General features: G+C 63.1%; 10 protein-coding genes. 3 read left to right on the top strand and 7 right to left on the bottom strand.

Annotated features, from left to right (window positions below; translation table 11 throughout):
* Positions 1–248: 248 nt before the first annotated feature.
* From OPV09_RS14805 to OPV09_RS14790, 4 genes are all read right to left on the bottom strand, one after another.
* Positions 249–1,688, bottom strand: coding sequence for an IS1182 family transposase (locus OPV09_RS14805; protein WP_338678595.1), 1,440 nt, complete (start codon positions 1,686–1,688; stop codon positions 249–251).
* A 209-nt stretch (positions 1,689–1,897) separates the two neighbouring features.
* The gene (locus OPV09_RS14800) at positions 1,898–2,539 is read right to left on the bottom strand and encodes a TetR/AcrR family transcriptional regulator (protein ID WP_257620460.1); all 642 of its coding nucleotides are present in this window, start codon (positions 2,537–2,539) and stop codon (positions 1,898–1,900) included.
* A gap of 11 nt (positions 2,540–2,550) precedes the next feature.
* On the bottom strand, positions 2,551–4,977 hold the full coding sequence (locus OPV09_RS14795; protein ID WP_338678594.1) for a membrane-bound PQQ-dependent dehydrogenase, glucose/quinate/shikimate family: 2,427 nt from the start codon (positions 4,975–4,977) through the stop codon (positions 2,551–2,553).
* 419 nt (positions 4,978–5,396) lie between these two features.
* Positions 5,397–6,443, bottom strand: a complete 1,047-nt coding sequence (locus tag OPV09_RS14790; RefSeq protein ID WP_072453737.1) for an NAD(P)-dependent alcohol dehydrogenase — start codon at positions 6,441–6,443, stop codon at positions 5,397–5,399.
* Positions 6,444–6,622: 179 nt separating this feature from the next.
* On the opposite strand from OPV09_RS14790, the gene OPV09_RS14785 reads away from it, so the two are divergent.
* The gene (locus OPV09_RS14785; protein ID WP_338678593.1) at positions 6,623–7,561 is read left to right on the top strand and encodes an AraC family transcriptional regulator; all 939 of its coding nucleotides are present in this window, start codon (positions 6,623–6,625) and stop codon (positions 7,559–7,561) included.
* On the opposite strand, the gene OPV09_RS14780 is transcribed toward OPV09_RS14785, so the two are convergent.
* Positions 7,543–11,115: a hydantoinase B/oxoprolinase family protein gene (locus OPV09_RS14780; RefSeq protein ID WP_338678592.1), complete on the bottom strand. Its 3,573-nt coding sequence runs from the start codon at positions 11,113–11,115 to the stop codon at positions 7,543–7,545. The genes OPV09_RS14785 and OPV09_RS14780 overlap by 19 nt on opposite strands.
* Before the next feature lie 132 nt (positions 11,116–11,247).
* On the opposite strand from OPV09_RS14780, the gene OPV09_RS14775 reads away from it, so the two are divergent.
* Positions 11,248–12,792 carry an NAD(P)H-hydrate dehydratase gene (locus OPV09_RS14775; RefSeq protein ID WP_338678591.1) on the top strand — a complete coding sequence of 515 codons (1,545 nt, stop codon included), beginning with the start codon at positions 11,248–11,250 and terminating at the stop codon, positions 12,790–12,792.
* A 108-nt stretch (positions 12,793–12,900) separates the two neighbouring features.
* Here OPV09_RS14775 and OPV09_RS14770 read toward each other — a convergent pair whose 3' ends face one another.
* Complete coding sequence (locus OPV09_RS14770; RefSeq protein ID WP_425323989.1) at positions 12,901–13,653, bottom strand: ABC transporter ATP-binding protein; 753 nt, start codon at positions 13,651–13,653, stop codon at positions 12,901–12,903.
* Between OPV09_RS14770 and OPV09_RS14765 the strand changes: the two genes are divergently transcribed.
* On the top strand, positions 13,652–14,341 hold the full coding sequence (locus OPV09_RS14765) for an arylesterase (protein ID WP_080698539.1): 690 nt from the start codon (positions 13,652–13,654) through the stop codon (positions 14,339–14,341). The genes OPV09_RS14770 and OPV09_RS14765 overlap by 2 nt on opposite strands.
* 229 nt (positions 14,342–14,570) lie before the next feature.
* Here the strand turns inward: OPV09_RS14765 and OPV09_RS14760 are convergent, their stop codons facing one another.
* Positions 14,571–16,496, bottom strand: coding sequence for a SurA N-terminal domain-containing protein (locus tag OPV09_RS14760; protein WP_219329384.1), 1,926 nt, complete (start codon positions 16,494–16,496; stop codon positions 14,571–14,573).
* Positions 16,497–16,883 lie beyond the last annotated feature (387 nt).

The following is a 16,883-nucleotide window of genomic DNA, read 5'->3' as shown; positions in this document are numbered from 1 at the left end:
TGTGCGGTTTTCATGGGCAAAGCATAGCACGGCGAGCAAGCATTCATTTGAATGCCGGTTGTGGCAGCCTTCAAGCATACGTGAGATCAAATGCTTCAATCCCACGCCAATTTCAACAGACCGCAAACGAACTTTGAAGGTCCGCTTCGGGGCCAGGCTGTGTGAAAACCCGAGTTTTTGTATCGGGAGCGGCCGCTCCGTGCAAGCCTCCGATTTTCCCCGACGTGCGAGTCGAAGTTAAAAAGGGCTCACGCCCCCAACAACGCCGCTTTCAGCCCCTGATTTCCCATGATGTTCACCATGCGTTTCAAGTTGTAGGCTAGAACATGTAAGCTCATCTCTGTTTTCACGCGTGGTAACGTTCGAGTTAAAAAATGTGTAGCACCCATCCAAGCTTTTAACGTACCGAATGGATGTTCGACTGTTTGCCGCCTGATTCTCGCGACGTCTCCGTGCTCAGCTATCCGCTTGCTCATCCTATCGAGGGCGTCTTCGTGCTCCCAGCGGGCGATACGGCGATTTGCGCCGGTGGTGCACTGAGATTTCATCAGGCACTTGGGACAAGATGACGACCAGTATTTGTAAAACAGCAGCCCTTTTTCTAGCGTGCTGAATCGTCGGATTGCACGTTCTCCAGCAGGACATTGGAACTCGTCGCTCTCGGGCAGATATCGGAAGTCGCGTTTATCGAATAGCCCCTTTGCACGATTGCCCGAAGTGAGCGGTTTAGGAACTAATGGCACCATCCCCGATTCCTCGCACGCCAAAATTTCGGGACCGCTGTAATAGCCGCGATCAGCGTACACTTCTAGATGCTTCAGACCGATCACCTCATTGGCTTGCTTTGCCATTGACGCCAGCTGGGCGCGATCATTTCCTATGTTGGTGACTTCATGCGCCACGATCAAGTGGTGCTTTGTGTCGACGGCAGATTGCACGTTGTATCCGACGGTGGCGGTTCCGCGTCCGCTGGTCGACATCGAGCGTGCATCAGGATCAGTCAGCGAAATCTGCTGATCTGGCGTCTGCTTCAATTTCTTGTCGAGCTCACCCAGGCTTTCGATCTGCTCTTTCAGACCTGCGATTTTTTCTTTAATACGCATCACGCGAGTTGCGGGGACAAGCGCAGGATCACGGTCGGCGCGATCAAGCTCGTCCATGTAGCGCTTGATGCTTTCCTCGATCTGCTCAATGCGGGCTTCCAGCTTGTTGTTGGTGAAGTTTCGGTCGCGATTATTTACCGCTTTGAACTTGCTGCCATCGATTGCCACGCTGCTATCCGAGAAAACATCAAGCCTGCGACATACCTGGACGAATTGGCGGCACACTTTGCAGATGGCGGGGCCGTTATCTTTGCGAAAGTCAGCGATGGTTTTAAAGTCGGGAGATAGCCTCCCGGTCAACCACATCAGTTCGACATTACGCTGCGCCTCACGCTCCAGGCGGCGGCTGGACTGGATTCGATTGAGGTAACCATAGATGTAAATACCAAGGAGAACTGCAGGATGGTAGGACGGGCGACCGGTGCGTGCCGGGTCGGCACCGGCAAAGCCAAGGGTCCTGAGATCAAGCGCTTCAATGAATGCCTCTACAATCCGAACGATATTGTCCTCTGCAACGTAGTCATCCAGATGCTCGGGAAAGAGAACACTCTGGCTGCGGTCGGTTCCCTCGACAAAACGCTTCATCCTGCTCTCCTGATTACGTCAAATGAGCTATTAACGCTTCAGAAAAAATCTCGTTTACATTGGGGTGCGTTTTCACACACTCTGGGGCGAAAGCAGACGAACACGACGGCCAGGGATAAGATGGCGAACAGGACTGATGCTATGACTAATGCAATGCTGCCCGACGGCTTCAGCTGCTCACCTTTCAGCACAGTCGGATTATGGCCCCGCTAATCCGCCCCACGCTCCACCCGCGCCACCACCAGCTCAATCAACTCCGCAATCAGCGGCCGGAACGTGGCCGCATTACCGCCCTGCCCCAGCATGACGGTACGCGTGGTCAGATGCGAAAAAACAGCGTCGAACAGGATTTGCGGCAGGTTGGAAAACGAGGTGTCGGGCGCGATGCGGCCCCGGGTGCGCTGCTGTTCCAGCAGGCGCAGGATCAATGCGTGCCACACTTGAGGGCCGTGCTCGTACCAGGTCTGGCCCACGGCTGGCACGGCGGCGGCGCCCGTGACGACGAGGCGGTAGAAATCCACGTGGCGGGGGCTGGTGACGACGGCCACCAGTTCATCGAGGATCAGCTGCAAGCCCTGTTCCAGGCCCGCTTGCGACGTATCGAGCTGGCGCAGCGCGATGATGAAGTCGGCGCACAGGTATTCGACCACGGCCACCAGCAGTTCCTGCTTGCTGCCGAAGTAGCGGTAGGCGGTGGCTTTCGAGCCGCCCGCCTCGGCCACGATGGCGTCCATGCTGACGCCGTCGTAGCCGGAGTCAAGAAAGAGTCTGGATGCCGCCACCAGCAGCTTGCGCCGCCGCTCCTCGCTTCGGGTACTCGGGGAAGCTGGAACGGTGCGCAACTGGGGCATGAAGCAAACTCTTACTGTGTCTTGGGAAGCGCGTATGCTATCACGTAATCCGCACGGTCCGGGCTCTGGCGGGCGCCGCCTGCGACCACCACGACGTACTGGCGGCCCGACTTGGGCGACACATAGGTCATCGGCGTGCCTTGCGAACCGACGGGCATGCGCGCCTTCCACACTTCATGGCCGGTGGCGATGTCCATGGCGCGCAAATAGTAATCCTGCGTGCCCGCATAAAACACGAGGCCGGACGCCGTGCTCATGCCGCCGCCCAGGGTCGGCATGCCGAGCGGGATGGGCAGCCTCGCCTTGACGCCATTGACCACCGCATCCTGCACCGTGCCGGCCGGACGCTCCCACACTTTTTTCTTCGTCTTGAGGTCGATGGCGGCAAACACGCCCCACGGCGGGCTTTGGCACGGTATGCCCAGCGGCGAATTGAAGGCCTTGTGGTCGATGACGAACGGCGTGCCATCCATCGGATAGGTGCTGCCCACGCCGTGGCCAGCCGTCAGCTTGGCCACGTCCACCGTTTCGCGCGGCACCAGCTTGACCACTTGCGGCATGCGGATATCGTTGACGAACATATAGCCATTGCTTTCATCGACGGCCGCGCCGCCCCAGTTGAAGCCGCCGTAATAGCCGGGATAGATCAAGGTCTCTTTCGTGCTTGGCGCCGTGAACTCGCCCTGGTAATTGAGCTTGCGGAAGCTGATGCGGCAGGCCAGCTGGTCGAAGAAAGTGGCGCCCCACATGTCGCGCTCCGTGAGCGTTTCCGCGCCGAGGGCCGGCATGCCCGTCGAGTATGGCTGCGTTTTCGACACCCAGTCGCCGGCCGCGTGCTCTTGCGGCACGGGTTTTTCCACGACTTCCGCAATCGGTTTTCCCGTGCGGCGGTCCAGCATGAAGATCTGGCCACGCTTGGTCAGCTGCACCAGCGCGGGGATCTTGCCTCCCTTGCCGTCCGGGACGTCGTACAGGGCCGGCTGCGCTGCCACGTCGTAGTCCCAGATATCGTGGTGGACGGTTTGATACGTCCAGCGTTCACGGCCCGTGGCCATGTCGAGGGCAACGATGGCCGATGCGTATTTTTCCGTCAGCGGTGGTCGCTTGCCACCCCAGAAGTCCGGCTGCTCGTTCCCCGTCGGCAGGTAGACCAGACCCAGTGCATCGTCGAATGCGGGCGCCGACCACATGTTCGGCGTGCTGCGCGTGTAAGTCTGCCCTTCCGGCGGCAGCTTGGTGATGGCGGGATTGCCCAGGTCCCAGGCCCACACCAGTTCGCCCGTGTCGGCGCTGTAGGCGCGCACGACGCCCGATGGTTCATCGGTAGAGCGGCCGTCGAACACCCAGCCGCCGAGGATGATCAGGTTGCGCGCCACCGTGGGCGCGGACGTGTAGGCGTAGTACGGCACGTTCATCTTGACCTTGCCCAGGCCGACGGTCAGGTCGACCGAGCCCTTGTCGCCGAAGCCTTCGCACTGCTTGCCCGTCTGCGCGTCGATCTGGATCAGGCGCGCATCCATGGTCACTTGCACGATACGCTTGGCGCACGCTCCCGCGACAGGCGCGCTGGCCGCCTGCATGCCGTCAAAACGGAACGGATTCGTCACCTTCGCCGGCTCGTAATAGCCGACGCCGCGGCAGCGGTTCCACGTCTTGATGTTGGCCGGCTTCGGGTCGAAGGTCCAGCGCTCCTTGCCCGTATCGGCATCGAGCGCGATGACCTTGCTCGTCGGCGTGCACGTATAGATGGTGTCGCCGATCTGCAGCGGCGTGTTTTGCGATTCGGACGCGCCTTCGGCCAGTTCGCCCGAGCGGTAGGTCCACGCCACTTGCAGCTTGTCGATATTCTGCTTGTCGATCTGCGTGTACGGCGCGAAGCGCGTGCCCTTCGGGCCATAGCCGTAGTGCGCCCAGTTGGCGCTGCCACCGTTCACCGCCGCCAGCGCATCCTGCTGCGGCTGCACGGTGGCCTCAAGCACGCCATGCGGCTTGAACATGGCGGCGAAACCGGCCACCAGCACGACGGCAACCAGAGCCGCGAAACCGCGCGACTGGCCGGTGTGCTTGCGCCCCACCAGCCACGGATGCAGCAAGGCGGCCACCAGGCCGATGACGAGGAACGGCGCCAGGCGCGGTACCATGGGCCAGAAGGCGAAGCCGATTTCCCACACGGCCCAGACCAGGGTGGCGATGACCAGCGCGGCGACGATGCCGCTCGCCAGCGGTTTGCGGCGCAGATACAGCACGCCAGCGAGGAGCAGGCCGAGACCGGCCAGCAGGTAGTACCAGGAACCGCCGAGGGTAATGAGTTCGATGCCGCCGGCGGCCAGGGCCAGGCCGGAAAATCCGAGAAAGATGCCGAAAACCGTCAAGGCAAGCCGCTTGCCCCTGAAGACCGCCGGGATCGCCGGCGCTCCTTTATTTACTGAAGTGTCCATTTTTTATCCATGACGCCTCCCCTGCCCAGGCAAATACGCCGGGGATGGCTGGTTTTTTCAAATCTACGTAGTGAAACTGTACTGTACGGTTTCATTTTATGCCGATTTTTGATGCAAGGAAAGAAAAATTGACGCGGGAGCTTGATTTTTGGCGAGGATGGGAGTTGACGGGGGTGTCGGATTACGCGCTTGCGCGCTAATCCGACCTACCGGACTGCTGGATATGCGTAGTGCGTAGGTTGGATTAGCGCAAAGCGCGTAATCCAACAAACACAGGTCAACCAGATAGCAGCCGTTTTTGCTTTTAAAACATACCGGTTGGAACGCCCGAAAAATGCCCAGGGCTAGGCGCCGCGTCGAAGACAGTACGAATAGTACGGCGAGACGCGGTAACAACGCCCTGGGCTTTTTCTCGAGCGTTACAAAGATGCCATGTCGATCACGAAGCGATAGCGCACATCGCTCTTGACCACCCGCTCAAACGCCTCATTGATATCCTGGATGCGGATGATCTCGATGTCCGACACGATATTGTGCTTGCCGCAGAAATCCAGCATTTCCTGGGTTTCCTTGATCGAGCCGATCATGGAGCCGGACAGGCTGCGGCGCGCGCCCACCAGGCCGAAGGCACTGATCGGCGGCACGGCGCCGTCGGGGATGCCGACGATGACCATGTTGCCGTCGACTTTCAGCAGGTTGATGTACTGGTTCCAGTCGATAGACGCGCCCACGGTGCAGATGATCAGATCAAACGTGCCGGCCAGTTTGGTGAACGTTTCCGCGTCGTTGGTGGCGTAGTAATGGTCAGCGCCCAGGCGCAGGCCGTCTTCGCGCTTCGACAAAGTCTGGCTCAGCACCGTCACTTCGGCGCCCATGGCGTGGGCGATTTTCACGCCCATGTGGCCCAGGCCGCCCATGCCCAGGATGGCGACCTGCTTGCCAGGACCGGCCTTCCAGTGGTTCAGCGGCGAATACAGGGTGATGCCGGCGCACAGCAGCGGCGCCGCGGCGTCCAGCGGCAGGTTGTCGGGAATCGACAGCACATAGCCTTCCTTGACGACGATGCTGTCCGAGTAGCCGCCCTGCGTGGCCGTCTTGCCGTCCGCTTCCAGACCGTTGTAGGTCTGGATCAGGCCTGGCATGTACTGTTCCAGGTCCACGTTGCGCGTCTTGCAGGTGGTGCAGGAATCGACGAAGCAGCCCACGCCCACGTGGTCGCCCACCTTGAACTTGCTGACGTTGGCGCCGACGGCCGTGACGACGCCGGCGATTTCATGGCCGGGCACCATCGGGAAAGCAGCGCCGCCCCATTCGTCGCGCGCCTGGTGGATATCGGAATGGCACACGCCACAGTATTTGATCGAGATGGCCACGTCGTCTTCGCGCGGGGCGCGGCGCTCGAACGTGAACGGTTGCAGTGCGGAAGTCGGGCCCAGTGCGGCGTAGCCTTTGGCGATGGTGGTCATGAAAACTCCTGTATCTAGATGTGTGTGGCGAGGGGTGACGCGTGCCATGCATGCGATTGCACAAGTGTGCCCGAGATGCCCGGCCGCCGTTACCGCGATCCTGCAAGACCTTTGCACGATCCTCCAAATCTGCGTAAGATCAGCCCCTGCCCTTCTTCGCCTCACGCATACTGAACGCCATGTCCACGCCACTTACTCCGCAAGATGAAATCGCCGCCCTGATCAGCCGCCACGCGCCGCGCACGGGCGACTACACGACGGCCATCGGCAACCTCAGTTTCCACCGCCAGTCCTCGGTCACGGAATCGCTGTTCCATGCGGCGCGCCCCAGCGTGGCCATCATCGCGCAGGGTGCGAAAGACGTCACCCTGGGCACGGAAACCTTCCATTACAGCCGCATGCAGTATCTGCTGACCTCCGTCGACCTGCCGGTGCAGGTGCGCGTGGTGGAAGCGAGCGTGGACAAGCCGCACCTGTGCGTGGTGCTGGGCATCGACATCGCCGACGTGGCTGCGCTGCTCGACAGCGAAAGCGGCAGCGACAACGTGGCGCAGCAGAAAATCCTGCCCGCCACACGCGGCATTTCCGTCAGCGACGTGTCGGCCGAGCTGCTCGACGCCATGCTGCGCCTCGTGCGCCTGCTTGACAAACCGGGGGAAATCGCCACCTTGGCGCCCTTGATCCGCCGCGAGCTGACTTACCGCCTGCTCAATGGCCCCGTCGGCGCGCGCCTGCGCCACATGGCGCTGGCCAGCAGCCAGTCGCACCAGGTGGGGCAAGCCATCGACTGGATCAAGCACAATTATTGCGAGCCGCTGCGCATCGAACACCTGGCCGGCATGGCCAACATGAGCATGTCGTCGCTGCACCACCACTTCAAGGCGATTACGGCCATGACGCCGATGCAGTACCAGAAACTGCTGCGGCTGCAGGAAGCGCGGCGCTTGATGCTGGTCGAACAGATCGACGCGGGCACGGCCGGCTACCGGGTCGGCTACGCCAGCGAATCGCAGTTCAGCCGCGAATACAGCCGCCAGTTCGGCCGCGCGCCCATGCGCGACGTGGGCCAGGTACGCGCGCAGCTCAGCGGAGCCACGGTCTATTCCGTCTTGCCGTAAGCGCCGCCACCCGGCGTCTCGATCACGAACACGTCGCCGGGGCACATGTCGGTCTTGCCGATATGGGGCAAGTGTTCCACCGTGCCATCAACCCGCTCCACGTAATTGCGCCCCAGCGCGCCAGGCGCACCGCCATCCATGCCGAAAGGCGGATGGATACGGTTGTTCGACAAGATCGCCGCCGTCATCGGTTCCAAAAAGCGCACCCGGCGCACGCCGCCATTGCCGCCGTGCCAGCGCCCCGCCCCGCCCGAACCTGCGCGGATGCTGTAGCTGTCGAGCCGCACGGGAAAGCGCCACTCGAGGATTTCCGGATCCGTCAGGCGCGAATTGGTCATGTTCGTCTGCACCACGTCCGTGCCGTCAAAACCGGGGCCGGCCCCCGAGCCGCCCGATATCGTCTCGTAATACTGGTATTTGGCGCTGCCGAACGTGAAATTGTTCATCGTGCCCTGCGACGCCGCCATCGCGCCCAGCGCGCCATACAGGGCGTTGGTGATGCAGGTCGAGGTTTCCACATTGCCCGACACGACGGACGCAGGATACTGCGGGTTGAGCATGGAGCCGGGCGGGATGATCACCGTGAGCGGCTTCAGGCAGCCGGCATTCAAGGGAATCTCGTCGTCGACCAGGGTGCGGAACACGTACAGCACGGCCGCCATGCAGACGGCGGACGGCGCATTGAAGTTGTTCGGCAGCTGGCTTGAGGTTCCCGTGAAATCGATGACGGCGCTGCGTGCCGCTGCGTCGACCCTGATCGCCACTTTGATCTGCGCGCCGTTGTCGAGGTCCAGCGCATAGCTGCCATCCTTCAGGGTCGTGATGACCCTGCGCACGGCTTCCTCGGCATTGTCCTGCACGTGGCCCATGTAGGCTTGTACGACCGGCAAACCGAAATGCGCGACCATCTTGTGCAGTTCGTCGGCCCCCTTCTGGTTGGCCGCCACCTGGGCGCGCAGGTCGGCCAGGTTTTGCCGGGGATTGCGGGCCGGCCAGCTGGCGCCCGCCAGCAGGGCCAGTGTTTCCGCCTCGCGCAGCAAACCCGTGGCGCCGTCGACCAGCTTGAAATTGTCGATCAACACGCCCTCTTCCTCGATGCGCGTGGAGTCGGGCGGCATGGAGCCTGGCGTGGTGCCGCCGATATCGGCATGGTGGCCGCGCGAGCCCACATAGAACAGGATGGCGCCGCCCGCTTCGTCGAACACGGGCGAGATCACCGTCACGTCGGGCAGATGCGTGCCGCCGTGGTACGGGTCGTTGAGCATGTAGACGTCGCCCGGCCGCATGGCGCCCGCATTGCGCGTCATGACCGTGCGGATGCTCTCGCCCATGGAACCCAGGTGCACGGGCATGTGCGGCGCGTTGGCGATCAAATGGCCTTGCGCGTCGAAGATGGCGCAGCTGAAATCGAGCCGCTCCTTGATGTTGACGGAATGGGCCGTATTTTGCAGGCGCAGCCCCATCTGCTCGGCGATCGACATGAACAGGTTATTGAAAATTTCCAGCATCACGGGGTCGGCATTGGTCCCGATGGCACGGCGTTCAGGCAAAGCGGCGACTCTGCGCAAGACCAGATGGCCGTGCGCCGTCACTTCCGCGCGCCAACCCGGCTCGATGACCGTGGTGGCATTGGCGTCGCTGACGATGGCCGGGCCATCGATGATGTCGCCTGGACGCAGGCTGTCCGCCGCATACAGGCCGCTTTGCCGCCACGCGCCGGCGCAGTACATGTCCACCGTCTGCACGGGCGCCAGCCCACCCGCGCGCGCCGCATGGGCCGGCGCGGCCACTTGCGGCGCATCGGACGCGCCGATGGCTTCCACGGAAAGGGCTTCGACGATCAGCGCACGCGCCGGCATCAGAAAGGAAAAGCGTTTTTTGTACGCCGTTTCGAACTGCGCCTGCATGCTGGCCACCGTATCGAACAGCACGACGAGGGCCGAATCCGTGCCCTCGTAGCGCAGGTGCACGCGCGACACCAGCGCGATGCGTTCCTGTGCCACGCCCTGGCGCAGCAAGTCGCCACGCGCCAGTTCGCCCAGTTGCGCGAAATCGCCGGCCAGGTCCGCGCCCAATGCCGCCTCGATGGCGCGCTCGCGCATGGCGCTCTGGTCGGCCAGGCCCATGCCGTAGGCCGACATCACGCCCGCCAGGCTATGGATGAACACCGTGCGCATGCCCAGCGCATCGGCCACCAGGCAGGCATGCTGGCCGCCCGCGCCGCCAAAGCTGGTCAGGGTGTATTCGGTGACGTCGTGGCCGCGCTGCACGGAAATCTGCTTGATGGCGTTGGCCATGTTGCCAACCGCGATGGCGACATAGCCTTCGGCCACCTGTTCCGGCGTCGAGTATACCGTGCGCGCCAGCGCTTCGAACTGGGCCCGCACGGTGGCCGCGTCCAGCGCTTCATTGGCGTCGGGGCCGAAGACGCGGGGGAAGAACGCGGGCTGCAGCTTGCCCAGCATGACGTTGCAGTCGGTGACGGCCAGCGGGCCGCCGCGCCGGTAGCTGGCGGGGCCGGGATTGGCGCCCGCGCTGTCCGGCCCCACCTTGTAGCGGGCGCCGTCGAAATGCAGGATGGAGCCGCCGCCCGCGGCCACCGTGTGGATGCTCATCATGGGCGCGCGCATGCGCACGCCGGCGATCTGCGTCTCGAACACGCGTTCGAATTCGCCCGCGTAATGCGACACGTCGGTGGAGGTGCCGCCCATGTCGAAGCCGATGACTTTATCGAAACCGGCCAGCGCGCTGGCGCGCACCATGCCGACGATGCCGCCGGCGGGACCGGACAGAATGCTGTCCTTGCCCTGGAAGGCGCGCGCATCCGTCAAGCCGCCATTCGACTGCATGAATTGCAGGTGCACGCCGGGCAGCTCCATCGCCAGTTGGTCGACGTAGCGGCGCAAAATCGGCGACAGATAGGCGTCGACCACCGTGGTGTCGCCGCGCGCCACCAGTTTCATCATGGGACTGACTTCGTGCGACACGGACACCTGCGTAAAACCGGCTTCGCGCGCCAGCTGCGCCACCCGCGCCTCGTGCGCGTGATGGCGGTAGCCGTGCATCAGCACGACCGCAATGGCGCGCACTCCGCGCGCATATGCGTGTGCCAGTGCCACCCGCGCGGCCGTCTCGTCGAGCGGGGTCACGACGTCGCCGTGGGCGCCCACTCTTTCATCGATCTCGATCACGTCGCCATACAGCAGTTCGGGCAGGATGATCTGGCGCGCGAACAGCTGCGGGCGGTTCTGGTAGGCGATGCGCAGGGCGTCGCGGAAACCGCGCGTGATGGCCAGCACGGTCGGCTCGCCCTTGCGTTCGAGCAGCGCATTGGTCGCCACCGTCGTGCCCATCTTGATGGCGCCCACCAGTTCGACGGGCAGCGGCGCACCGGGCGCCAGGTCCATCAGCTGGCGCATGCCGGCCAGCGCCGCGTCGCGGTACTGGCCCGGGTTCTCCGACAGCAGTTTATGCGTGGCCAGGCTGCCGTCAGGACGGCGCGCCACGATGTCCGTAAAAGTGCCGCCCCGGTCGATCCAGAATTGCCAGTCCATCGCCTTGCCCCCGTACTTATGTGAGATGGCTATTGTAGCCGCACAATTACGGCGCACCGCAGGCGCGCGCGACTTGCCTTTCGCCCGCTTCGGCCTTATGTTGAAGATATGCTGACTAACGGAACACGCTCCATGAACCTGATCGACTCTGCCGCCCCTTTGTATTCCATCGCCGAACTGCGCGCCATCGAACAGGCGGCCATGCGCGACCTGCCGCAAGGGCTGCTGATGCAGCGCGCGGGGCAGGCCGCCGCCAGTGCCGCCCTGAAGCTGCTGCATGCCCAGGACGATGGCGACGACGCGGGCCACCGGCGCGTCCTGGTGCTGGCCGGCCCCGGCGACAACGGCGGCGACGCGCTGGAAGCGGCCGCGCACCTGGCCGGCAGCGGCACGGAGGTACTCGTCTGGCTGGCGCCTGAAGCGCAAGCGACATCGCCCGAACGCGAGCAGGCGCTGAGCCGCGCGCGCAACAGCGCCGCGCGCTTCATGGATGCGGCAACGTCGATGGCGTCGGCCGCGGTGGGCGCGGCGCCATGGTACCTCGTCATCGATGGCCTGTTCGGCATCGGCGCTTCGCGCCCCCTGGACGGCGAATGCCGCGACATGGCGCAGCTGGTCAACAATCTCGATTGCCCCGTGCTGGCCCTCGACGTGCCCAGCGGCCTGCACGCGGACACGGGCGCCATCGACGGCGTCGCCATCCGCGCCACGCATACGCTCACCTTCATCGGCGACAAGCCTGGCCTGCACACGGCGAATGGCCGCGACCATGCGGGGGACGTGGAAGTGGCCGCGCTGGCCATCGACCCTGCCCTGCTGCCTGCGGCGAAGGCGCAGCTGGGCGGCCTGCACCTGTTCGCCCGCCATTTGCTGCCGCGGCGCCAGAACACGCACAAGGGCAGCTACGGCAGCGTGGCCATCATCGGCGGCGCGCAAGGCATGGCCGGCGCGCCCATCCTGGCGGCCCGCACGGCCCTGCATGCGGGCGCGGGACGAGTGTATATCGCGTTTCCCGATGCGCCGCCCGCCTTCGACAGCGGCCAGCCGGAACTGATGTGCCGGCACGCGAGGGATGTCGATTTCTCGGGCTTGCACTTCGCCGCACTGGTGGCGGGACCTGGCCTCGGCGATAAGGCCGGGACGGTGGAACTGCTGCAGCGTGCCATTGACAGCGACAGCCCGCTGCTGCTGGACGCGGACGCGCTGAACCTGATGGCGGCTGAGCCGGAGCTGCAATCGGCGCTGGCCGTGCGCACGGGCGCGGGGGCGACGATATTGACGCCGCATCCGCTGGAAGCGGCGCGCCTGCTCGACCTGACGGTGGCCGAGGTGCAGGCCGACCGCCTGGGCGCGGCGCGCCAGCTGGCCACGCAGCTGGGCGCCATCGTGGTATTGAAAGGTTCGGGCACGGTGATCGCCGCGCCCGACGGCCAGGTCGTCGTCAACAACACGGGCGGCCCCGCGCTGGCGACGGCCGGCACGGGCGACGTATTGTCCGGCCTGTGCGGCAGCCTGCTGGCGCAAGGCTGGCCGGAATGGGAGGCGGCGATAGGCGCCGTCTGGCTACACGGCGCGGCGGCCGATGCGCTGGTGACCGCAGGCAGCGGCCCGATCGGGCTGACGGCCGGGGAATTGATCCCTGCGATACGCAGGTTGATCAATGCCTTGTCGGCATAGGCATTTGGCGCGCTTGTGCTGGATTACGCTGCGCTAATCCAAGCTACACCCCGGAGGCCGGGTAGGTCGGATTAGCGGAACGCGTAATCCGACAACCACCACTAACAATCACACCAGCCGACCCGCCGCAATCGTAATCGTCCGCCCGCAACGGGCCGCGATCGAACTGTCGTGCGTGACGAGCACCAGGGTCGAACCGCGTTCGCGGTTCAGCTCGAACATCAGCTGGATCACGGCTTCGCCGGTGGCCGCATCGAGACTGCCCGTCGGTTCATCGGCGAACAGCAGCGGCGGCTCCGTGACGAACGCGCGGGCCAGGGCCACGCGCTGCTGCTCGCCGCCGGACAGGTATTTCGGATAGTGCTTCAGGCGGCTGCCCAGGTTGACCCTGCCCAGCATGGCTTGCGCCTTTTCCTTCGCATCCGGGTCGCCGCGCAATTCCAGCGGCAGCATGACATTTTCCAGTGCCGTCAGATGGGCCAGCAGCTGGAAGGACTGGAACACGAAACCGAGCTTTTCCTTGCGAAAACCGGCGCGGCCGTCTTCATCGAGGGCGAAGATATCGGTGCCGTCGAGGATGACTTTGCCTTCGCTGGGCGTGTCCAGTCCCGCCAGCAAACCCAGCAAGGTGGACTTGCCGGAACCGGAGGCGCCGACGATGGCCAGCGTCTCCGCCGTTTGCACGGTAAAATCGACTTGATGCAGGATGGTCAGCTCACCATCGGCATCGGGTACGCGCTTGGCCAGTTGGACCACTTCGATGGCCGGCTGGGCATTTTGGCTGTTGGGTACGGCGGGCCGCTGGGCCGCCGCGTCTGATGGAAGAAAACTGGTGGAAGTCGCTTTAGGGAATTCGGGCATGCTGATCTATCTTAAAAAATTTCGTGAACAAATAAGTGTCGAGGGCAGCAGCCGCATGCGGCGGCGCACCCTGTCCTTGCTTCCTGCGGCAGCCCTGCTGCTGGTATCGAGCATGACGAACGCCTATTCTGCACCAAAAACGCTGCTGGTGCTCGGCGATAGTCTGTCGGCCGAGTATGGGCTGGCACGGGGCACGGGCTGGGTGGCGCTGCTGGAACAGCGGCTGCAAGCGCAAAAGAACGACACGCGCATCGTCAACGCCAGCATCAGCGGCGAGACCACGAGCGGCGGCCGCGCGCGCCTGCCTGCCCTGCTGGCCAAGCACCAGCCCGATGTCGTGCTGATCGAACTGGGCGCCAACGACGGCTTGCGCGGCTTGCCCGTGGCGGCCGCCGAAGCAAATCTGCGCGCCATGGGCGAGGCAGCCAAAAAATCGGGCGCGCAAGTGGTGCTGGTGGGCATGCGCATGCCGCCCAACTATGGCCGCGCCTATGGCGAACAGTTTTACGGCGTGTACGGCAAGCTGGCCAAGGAATGGAAGGCGCCACTGGTGCCGTTCATGTTCGAAGGCATCGCCGACCAGCCGCAGCTGTTCCAGGCCGACCGCATGCACCCGAATGCGAATGCGCATCCGACGATTTTGAGGAATATCTGGCCGCGGCTGGCGCCGTTGCTGGGGGCCAAATAAGCAAAGGCGGGTATTACCTCTAGCCCAAGGCAGAATCCGGGGTCAGACGGGGTCGCCGAGACCCGGCGGGGGGATATGCCCCAGTGGGGCATATCCCGATCGCGAAGCGACTGACCCCAGCTTTATGCTGACGATCCCGCTCGCGTCCATGGCACGCTCACTCCACAGACAAAATCCACAGACAAAAAAATAGCCGCTCAAGAGCGGCTATTTTTGTGGGCTAAACTGATTACGGTGCTTCCGGCGCTGCTGCAACCGGTGCGGTCACCGGCTTGACGATCTTCACCTTGGCCTTGGCTTTCAGGTATTCGACGTAATCGAACATTTCCTGTTGTGCCAAGATGCCGCTGATCTGGTCTTTCTCTTGCTGGCGGCGCGCTGCGTCCACTTGTGCTGGCTGCTGCACCTTGGCGATGCGGTAGATGCCGTAGCCCAGGGCTGGCAGGTCCACGCCCACATAGGCTGGCAGCTTGCTCGTGTCCGCTTTCATGACTTGCGCGATGGCGGCACGGTTGATGCCGTCGAGCTTGCTGCGCGATACCCATTGCGCCGCGCCGAAACCGGTGGCGTCACCGGAAGCCTTCAAGGCGGCCAGCTTGGTCTCGCCCGCTTTCTTGGCCAGCTTTTCCGCTTCTTCCATCGTCACGCGCTGACGGATCATCGCTTCGACTTCGGCCAGCGGACGCTTCGAGGCAGGCTTGAATTCCACCACGCGGCCGGCGATCAGCACGTTCGGTGCGACGGTGACGGCTTCCGTGTTGCGTTTGTCTTTCAGCGAGTCGTTCGAGAAGATGGCTGTCAGGAACTTGGCGTTGTTGAACGGTGCCTTGCCCAGTGCTGGCGACGGCGTGCGCGACAGGTTGGCGACGGTTTCCACTTTCAGCTTCAGCTTGTCGGCCACCGGCTTCAGGCTGTCCGATTGCTCGTAGACCGTGTTGGTGAACGTTTCGGCCATTTCCGAGTATTTCTTGGCGGCAAATTGCTTGCGCAGGTCGGCCGTGATTTCGCCGCGCACTTCGTCCAGCGCACGGACGTGCTGTGGCTTGAGCGAGGTGACGGTCAGGATGTGGAAGCCGAAATCGGAAGCGACGACATCGCTGATTTCGCCTTGCTTGAGTTTCGCGACAGCGCTCAGCAGCGGTGCTGGCAAACCATCCTTGCCAATCACGCCCAGGTCGCCGCCCTGTTCCGCGGACGCCGGATCTTCCGACTTGGCTTTCGCCACGGCGGCAAAGCTGGCTGGCGCCTTGCGGACTTCCGCCAGGATGGCTTCGGCCTTGGCCTTGGCGGCTGCCTTGTCGGCGGCCGACGCGTCTTTCTTGACGGCTACCAGGATGTGGCTGGCCTGGCGCGCTTCTTCCGTCGTGTAGGCTTTCTGGTTCTTCGCGTAATAGCCGGTCACGTCGGCGTCGGTGACGTCGACCTGCTCGCCGGCGGCGCTGTCGTCCAGCACGACGTACTCGACCTTGGCTTGTTCCGGGATTTCGAAGAACTTGCTGTTCTTGTCATAGAAAGCCTTGATCATGGCGTCCGTCACTTTGACTTCCGACACGTACTGGGCGATCGGCAGCAGCAGTTCCTGCACTTCACGCTCTTCCGAGGTGATGTCGGACAGGCGCTTGGAGACGGTGTTCGGCGCGAAGGCGGTGCCTTGCACGGCGCCGGCCAGTTGCTGCAGGGCCAGGTCGCTGCGGCGGCGCGCATCGTACATCTGCGGCGTCATGCCTTGGGCGGCCAGCATGGCCTTGTAGCGTTCCAGGTCGAATTTACCGTCCGGCAAGGTCAAGCCTGGGATGTCCAGCACTTCCTTTTGCAGCACGGCATCGCTGATGACCAGGTGGCTGCGGCCCACTTCGGCGGCCACGGCGCGCTCGGCGATCAGGTTGTCGAGGATGCTCTGGCGCGCTTCCGGCGTGTCAAACATTTTCTGGTCGAACTGCTCGCCCATCATCTGGCGGTAGCGGTCGATCTGCTGGCGTTGCGCTTCTTCATATTGCTGCTGCGTAACGACCTGGTCGCCGACCTTGGCGATGGTGTTCGCGCCATCGCCGAAGCTTTGGTAGCCGCTGATACCGACCAGTGCAAAAGACGGGACGATGACCAGCATCAGGAGAAACTGCATCAAGCGTCGATGGGTACGAATAAATTCAAACATGGTCAGCCAATTCGGGATGAGTGGATCACTATAAAAAAAGGCGAACATGCGTTCGCCTTGATTTCTTCGGCGGAATGGACGGGACAGATGTCCACTTCCCCTTTAGATTCAACAACTTGGCGCTGGAACTAAAGCAGGATTCTGACGCCCAAGCCATTATCTCCTGATTCTACAATGCCCATAGCGCTATAGCAAGAGTAAATCAGGGCGCGCGCCCTGCCCTGGCGCCGCATGGCGCGCAAGGCGCCGGGCTCGATCATTTAACACGGCGCAGCTTAAAGCGGATTTAAACGCGGGCGTTTTTATTCAAAACGGCAGGACGGGATTTTAAAAGACGGCGCACCGAGATAATCTGGCGCCGGAAAAGAAAAACCCGCGCTACTTATT

It is taken from the genome of Janthinobacterium sp. TB1-E2 (assembly GCF_036885605.1).
Lineage (GTDB): Bacteria > Pseudomonadota > Gammaproteobacteria > Burkholderiales > Burkholderiaceae_D > Janthinobacterium > Janthinobacterium aestuarii.
The sequence above is the reverse complement of the archived record's forward strand: the minus strand, read 5'-3'. Positions and strand labels throughout refer to the sequence as shown.

Excerpts from the sequence above, each read along its gene's own strand:
- OPV09_RS14790 (WP_072453737.1), bottom strand. The coding sequence starts at position 6,443 with ATGACCACCATCGCCAAAGGCTACGCCGCACTGGGCCCGACTTCCGCA.
- OPV09_RS14765 (WP_080698539.1), top strand. The coding sequence starts at position 13,652 with ATGCTGATCTATCTTAAAAAATTTCGTGAACAAATAAGTGTCGAGGGC.
- OPV09_RS14800 (WP_257620460.1), bottom strand. The coding sequence starts at position 2,539 with ATGCCCCAGTTGCGCACCGTTCCAGCTTCCCCGAGTACCCGAAGCGAG.
- OPV09_RS14770 (WP_425323989.1), bottom strand. The coding sequence starts at position 13,653 with ATGCCCGAATTCCCTAAAGCGACTTCCACCAGTTTTCTTCCATCAGAC.
- OPV09_RS14760 (WP_219329384.1), bottom strand. The coding sequence starts at position 16,496 with ATGTTTGAATTTATTCGTACCCATCGACGCTTGATGCAGTTTCTCCTG.
- OPV09_RS14785 (WP_338678593.1), top strand. The coding sequence starts at position 6,623 with ATGTCCACGCCACTTACTCCGCAAGATGAAATCGCCGCCCTGATCAGC.
- OPV09_RS14795 (WP_338678594.1), bottom strand. The coding sequence starts at position 4,977 with ATGGACACTTCAGTAAATAAAGGAGCGCCGGCGATCCCGGCGGTCTTC.
- OPV09_RS14805 (WP_338678595.1), bottom strand. The coding sequence starts at position 1,688 with ATGAAGCGTTTTGTCGAGGGAACCGACCGCAGCCAGAGTGTTCTCTTT.
- OPV09_RS14780 (WP_338678592.1), bottom strand. The coding sequence starts at position 11,115 with ATGGACTGGCAATTCTGGATCGACCGGGGCGGCACTTTTACGGACATC.
- OPV09_RS14775 (WP_338678591.1), top strand. The coding sequence starts at position 11,248 with ATGAACCTGATCGACTCTGCCGCCCCTTTGTATTCCATCGCCGAACTG.